The organism is Pseudomonas sp. XP1, from assembly GCF_053557675.1.
Window position 1 is genome coordinate 122,522 of the sequence record NZ_JBNRIJ010000007.1, and the last position, 5,346, is coordinate 127,867.

Genomic DNA, 5,346 nt, shown 5'->3' on the forward strand with positions numbered 1-5,346 from the left:
CCTCAAGGCCAGCCACCGCCCGATCTCTCTGTCCTCCCTCATGCCGCCCTCCCCACCCGAGCCCAGTCCAGCCGTCGGGTCAGCACCATGAACACCCCCAGCAGGCCAAAGCACAGCAACGAGCCCATCAACAGCGCATAGTCCTCGGCACTCAGCAGCCCGTAGAGCAGCGCATACAACGCCGCCAACCCCACCGCAAAGCCCACCCCACGCCCCAGGCTGCGCAACACATGGCTCAGGTAGAAGCCGATCAGCAGCACACACGCCGAAGCTGACAGCCCATACGCCAAACCAAAGCCGATGTGCTCGGACAACGACAGCAACAGCAGGTAGAAGAACGCCAGCGCCACCCCCACCAGGATGTACTGCACCGGGTGCACGCTGAGGTTCTTCAGTACTTCGAACAGGAAGAAGCCGGCGAAGGTCAGGGCGATGAACAGCAAGGCGTACTTGATCGCCCGCTCGCTCTTCAGGTACTGGTCCACCGGATCGACGAAGCTGACACCGAAGCTGCGCTCGCTGAAGTCCGCACACTGCCCGGCGGTGGCGCACTGGTGCAGGGCGTCTTCGAGGTTGGTGGCAAAGAACGAAGTCTGCCAGTGGGCAGTGAAGCCCTGGGCGTCGATGTTGCGGCGACTGGGCAGGTAGTTGCCGACGAAGCTCGGATGTGGCCAGTTGGCGCGCAGGTCCACGGCGCTGCTGCGGCCCACCGGCACTACGTGCAGCTGGCCGGTGCCTTGCAGTGCGAGATCGAAACCGTAGCTGAATTCACGCGCCTGCAGGCCGTCCAGCCCCGGCAGGCTGGCGTGCACGCCGCCGCGCATCCAGTCGAGCCGGGTACCGGCTTCGAACGGCACTTTCTGCTCGCCCATGCTCAGCTCCAGGCCGTTCTCGATGCCGCGGATATCGCTGATGCCCACCACCAGGAACGGCTTGTCGAAGCGGTAGTCGTCGAAATCCTTGTCGATGCCCCAGCGTTCCGGGAGTTTGAAGCGGCCACTGATACGGCCCTTGGCGTGGAACAGCCGGGCCTGGTAGATGCCACGAGCGCGCAGTTCGGTGTCCACGCCCAGGTCAGCGTCGAAGATTTCCGGCAGGAAGTACAGGTGCCCGGCAATGGTGCTGGTTTCCTGGGTGCGCTCGCCGTCCTTTTCGATCCAGCGGCGCTCGTACTTGCGGTAGGGCACCACCAGCAGCGGGCCGCTGAGTTGCTGGTCGAAGCTGGCGCTCTGGGCGATATCACGCAGCACACTGTCGCGCAGGGCCTGGCGTTCACCGATCAGGCCGCTGATCAGCAGTAGCGGGACGAGCAGTAGCAAGATCAATACAGCGATCATGCCGAGTTTGAAACCGAGGGTCTTGTTCATGGGGCCTCCTGTGGCAGTGGGCGCAGTGTCTGCGCCTTGCGTGGAGGCTTCGGGGAGATGGTGTGGAGATTGTGTGTTTTTGGGGCTGCTGCGCAGCCCCGGCAATGTCAGCTGATACGCCGCACCGGCAGCCACAACCTTACCCGCACCCCACCATCGACGTTATCCACAGCCAACGCCCCGCCATGCAGCTGCATCACCTCGGCCACAAAATTAAGCCCCAACCCGGTGCTCTTGCGCCCACTCCCCGGCCGCGGCAGCGAGTAGAACCGCTCGCTCACCCGCCCAATGGCATAGGCCGGTATCGCCTGCCCCTGGTTGAACACGCTCAGCGCCACCCGTTCGCCATCGCGTTCCAGGTCGAACAACAGCGCGCCTCCCTCCGGGGTGAAGTCCAACGCGTTGTCGAGCAGGTTGGCCAGCGCCTGGCGCATCAGAAATGGGTCACACAACAAGCGCAAACCAGCCGGCACCCGCTGGCGCACCTGCAAATCGGCACCTTCGATACGCGCCGCATGGGCCAACAGCAACTCGTCCACCAACGCCGCCAGCGCCACCTGCTGCTCATCCTCCAGCGCCTGCATCTGCTCGACCCGGGCCAGGTTGAGCAGGCGTTCGATCATCTGCTGCAAACGCTCGCTCTCGCGCTCGATGTTGCCGGCAAAGCGCGCCCGCTGGTCAGCCGGCATGTCATCGCCCTGCAACAGCTCGGAAGCGCCACGAATGGCCGCCAGCGGGCTTTTCAGCTCGTGTGTCAGGGTATGCACATACCGCTCGACATAGGCCTTGCCCTCAAGTTGCGTGCGCATGCGCTCGACCGCCTGGGCCAGGTGCGCCAGTTCGCCACCCTTGTAGTGCGGCAGGGCGGCGCGCTCGCCCTCGCTGACCGCCTGGGCGTAGCGGGCCAGCCGGCGCAGCGAGCGCGCCAGCCACCACGACAACGCGGCACCGATCAGCAGGCCCAGGCCGATCAGCCCCAGGCCCAGGGTAAGCAAGCGCCGTTCGGAGCGGTCGATGTACGGTTGCAGCGAGCTGTTGGGCTTGGCCACGGTGACCACGCCGATGATCTTGCCATCGTCGATGATCGGCGCGCCCACGTGCATCACCGAGGTGCTTTCATCGTCGGGGTCACTGCGGGTGGAGCGGGCGCCGTATTGTCCACGCAAGGTCAGGTACACGTCATTCCACTTCGAGTAGTCCTTGCCAAGGTCCTCGCCGCTGGAGTCCAGCAGCACGGTGCCCTTGGCATCGGTGACATAGATGCGGTGGCTGACCTGGTTCTTGGCCAGGCCCCAGATCTGCGCACCCGGGCTGCGCGAGCCATAGGCCTTGAGCACTTCGGGCAAGCGGCTCTGGTTCAGGGTGCCGGCCTTGACGTCATCGTGCAGGATCTCGGCCAGCAGGTTGGCGGTGTCTACCAGCGTTTCTTCCGAGGACTGGCGCACCACCGGACGGATCTGTTCGCGCACCGTGTTGAGCAGAAAGTAGCCCGCCAGCCCGACGAACAGGAAGTACACCAGGAAGATCCGGATGCCCAGGCGCATCAGGCATGGTCCGGGCTGTAGCTGTAGCCGAGGCCACGGTGGGTCTGGATCGGTTCGGCATCACTGGCCACCTGGCGCAGCTTGGCGCGCAGGCACTTGATATGGCTGTCGATGGTGCGCTCGTAGCCCACGTCAGAGACCACGCCCACGGCGTCCAGCAGCTGTTCGCGGCTGAATACCCGGTGCGGTTGCTCGAGCAGGCATTGCAGCAGGCGGAATTCATGGCGGGTAAGGGGGAGTGGCTGGCCGCGGTAGGTAATCTGCATGCGCAAGGTGTCGAGCTGGAACAGCGTGGCCTCGACAGCGGGCTCGACCCTGGGGCCCATGCGCTTGAGGATCGCCCGTACCCGCGCCGCCACTTCACGCGGGCTGAAGGGTTTGACCACATAGTCGTCTGCACCGATTTCCAGGCCCACTACCCGGTCGATTTCGCCGTCGCGGGCGCTGAGGAACATTACCGGTACCTCGCTGAATCGGCGCAGCTGGCGGCAGGTTTCGAAGCCACTGATATCAGGCAGGCCGATATCGAGGATGACCAGGTCGGCCGGGCGCTGGCGCTGCTGGTCGAGGGCGGCGCTGCCCAGGGTTACCCATTCGGTGCTATGGCCGTCGGCCTGCAGGGCGTAGACCAGGGTGTCGGCGATGGCGGCTTCGTCTTCGACGATGAGGATGTGGGGCATGGCGTCCGGCCTAACTGGGGGCAGACTGGACTTTTAACTTACCGGCCTCTTAGCGGGCAAGCCCGCGAAGATGCCGGTACAGGTGGTTTGCGATCAGCAGCCTGGCTTGCCAGCGGTGAACTTCTTGGCCGGGTTGACCGCCGCCTTGAACTCGCGCAAAGCCTTGGAGCCCACCAGCAGCGGGTAGTTGAAGCTGCTGCGGTCCACCAGGTTGACCTCGACGGTGCGCTTCACGTCCCCCAGGCACAGCTCCAGGTCGACCACCGGGCGCTTGGAGATTTCCGGCGCATTGCCTTCCTCCTCTTCATCGGCACGGCCCTTGATCTTGCTGATGCGCGAGACCTTGTGCTCGTAAACCTTGCCGTCCGAGTCCTTGGTAGCCAGGCGGAAGCGTACCCACTCGTCGCCATCACGGGTGAACAGCTCGATATCCTTGGCCGACAGCGACGCGGTGAAGGCACCGGTATCCATCTTGGCTTTCAGGGTTTCGCCCAGTTCGGGCAGGGCTATGTTCTCGTAACGGCCATAGATTGTGGGCTCGGCGGCCATGACCGGCAGCGCCAACAACGACAACAGGGCAAGCAGAGGTTTCACAGGCAAGCTTCCTTGAAGAGGGTCAGTGCTTAGACTGCACTGGCAGGATAGGTTCGCTGTCACAAGCCTAACCAACATAATGTGAAACATTTGTCCTCGCCGCAGGGCACTGGAAATTTGGCGTAGGCCACTGCCCTGCTTATCATTGCCAACCGTTTATCTCCCACAACAAGAGTCTCTTTATGCGTCGCCTGCTGACCGGCATCCTCACTACCACCCTGCTGCTGCTCAACACCTTGGTGTTGATCTGCCCGCTGCTGGTCTTCGCCCTGCTCAAACTGGTGCTGCCGGGGCGTGGGCGTGACTATGCTTCATGGGCGGTGATGTGGGTGGCCGAGACTTGGTCGGAGATCGACAAAGCCATCTTTGCACTGTGCATTCCTACCCAGTGGGATATCCGCGGCGTCGAGAACCTGCGCAAGGACACTTCGTACCTGGCCGTCAGCAACCACCAGTCCTGGGTCGACATTCCGGCGCTGATCGAGAGCCTCAACCGCCGTACACCGTTTTTCAAGTTCTTCCTGAAGAAGGAACTGATCTGGGTACCACTGCTGGGCCTTGCCTGGTGGGGGCTGGATTACCCGTTCATGAAGCGCTACAGCAAGGCCTTCCTGGAGAAGCACCCCGAGCTGAAAGGCAAGGACCTGGAAATCACCAAGGCTGCTTGTGAACTGTTCAAGCGCCAGCCGGTGACCGTGGTGAACTACCTGGAAGGCACGCGCTTCACCGAAGCCAAGCGTCAGCAGCAGCAATCGCCGTATCGCTACCTGCTCAAGCCCAAGGCTGGTGGTGTGGCGTTCGTGTTGGCGGCATTGGGCGAGCAACTGGATGCCTTGCTGGATGTGACCATCGTCTATCCCGGCAACAAGGCGCCGGGTTTCTGGGATTTGCTCAATGGCAGCATCAGCCGGGTGATTATCGACATTCGCGTGCGTGAACTGGACCCGATGCTGTGGGCGGGGGATTACGAGAATGATCCTGGGTTCAGGCAGACCGTGCAGGCCTGGGTGAACCAGTTGTGGGTGGAGAAGGACTTGCGGATCGAGCAGCTGCGGGCCGAAATGGGCTGAGATATTTACTGCCTGTATCGGCCTCTTCGCGGGCACGCCCGCTCCCACAGGATCTCCACAGTTTTCGAATTCTGTGCAGGTCCTGTGGTAG

Annotated in this window: 5 protein-coding genes; 1 reads left to right on the top strand and 4 read right to left on the bottom strand. The window is 63.0% G+C overall.

Annotated elements, in window-relative coordinates; translation table 11 throughout:
• Positions 1 to 38 precede the first annotated feature (38 nt).
• The 4 genes from creD to rloA2 all read right to left on the bottom strand — a co-directional run bounded on the left by creD (position 39) and on the right by rloA2 (position 4,185).
• Positions 39 to 1,367, bottom strand: coding sequence for a cell envelope integrity protein CreD (creD, locus tag ACK1U9_RS09165; RefSeq protein WP_085600032.1), 1,329 nt, complete (start codon positions 1,365 to 1,367; stop codon positions 39 to 41).
• 107 nt (positions 1,368 to 1,474) lie between these two features.
• On the bottom strand, positions 1,475 to 2,911 hold the full coding sequence (creC, locus tag ACK1U9_RS09170; protein ID WP_013970529.1) for a two-component system sensor histidine kinase CreC: 1,437 nt from the start codon (positions 2,909 to 2,911) through the stop codon (positions 1,475 to 1,477).
• Entirely contained in the window at positions 2,911 to 3,591 is a 681-nt protein-coding gene (gene creB, locus ACK1U9_RS09175; RefSeq protein ID WP_108481140.1) for a two-component system response regulator CreB, read from the bottom strand. Before creB ends, creC begins: the two co-directional genes overlap by 1 nt.
• A gap of 93 nt (positions 3,592 to 3,684) precedes the next feature.
• On the bottom strand, positions 3,685 to 4,185 hold the full coding sequence (rloA2, locus tag ACK1U9_RS09180) for a retropepsin-like aspartic peptidase RloA2 (RefSeq protein ID WP_108481141.1): 501 nt from the start codon (positions 4,183 to 4,185) through the stop codon (positions 3,685 to 3,687).
• Positions 4,186 to 4,367: 182 nt separating this feature from the next.
• Between rloA2 and ACK1U9_RS09185 the strand changes: the two genes are divergently transcribed.
• On the top strand, positions 4,368 to 5,255 hold the full coding sequence (locus tag ACK1U9_RS09185; RefSeq protein WP_046614473.1) for an acyltransferase: 888 nt from the start codon (positions 4,368 to 4,370) through the stop codon (positions 5,253 to 5,255).
• Positions 5,256 to 5,346 lie beyond the last annotated feature (91 nt).

What these genes read in the sequence shown, in the direction of transcription:
- creD (WP_085600032.1), bottom strand. Translation starts at nt 1,367, where the DNA reads ATGAACAAGACCCTCGGTTTCAAACTCGGCATGATCGCTGTATTGATC.
- creC (WP_013970529.1), bottom strand. Translation starts at nt 2,911, where the DNA reads ATGCGCCTGGGCATCCGGATCTTCCTGGTGTACTTCCTGTTCGTCGGG.
- creB (WP_108481140.1), bottom strand. Translation starts at nt 3,591, where the DNA reads ATGCCCCACATCCTCATCGTCGAAGACGAAGCCGCCATCGCCGACACC.
- ACK1U9_RS09185 (WP_046614473.1), top strand. Translation starts at nt 4,368, where the DNA reads ATGCGTCGCCTGCTGACCGGCATCCTCACTACCACCCTGCTGCTGCTC.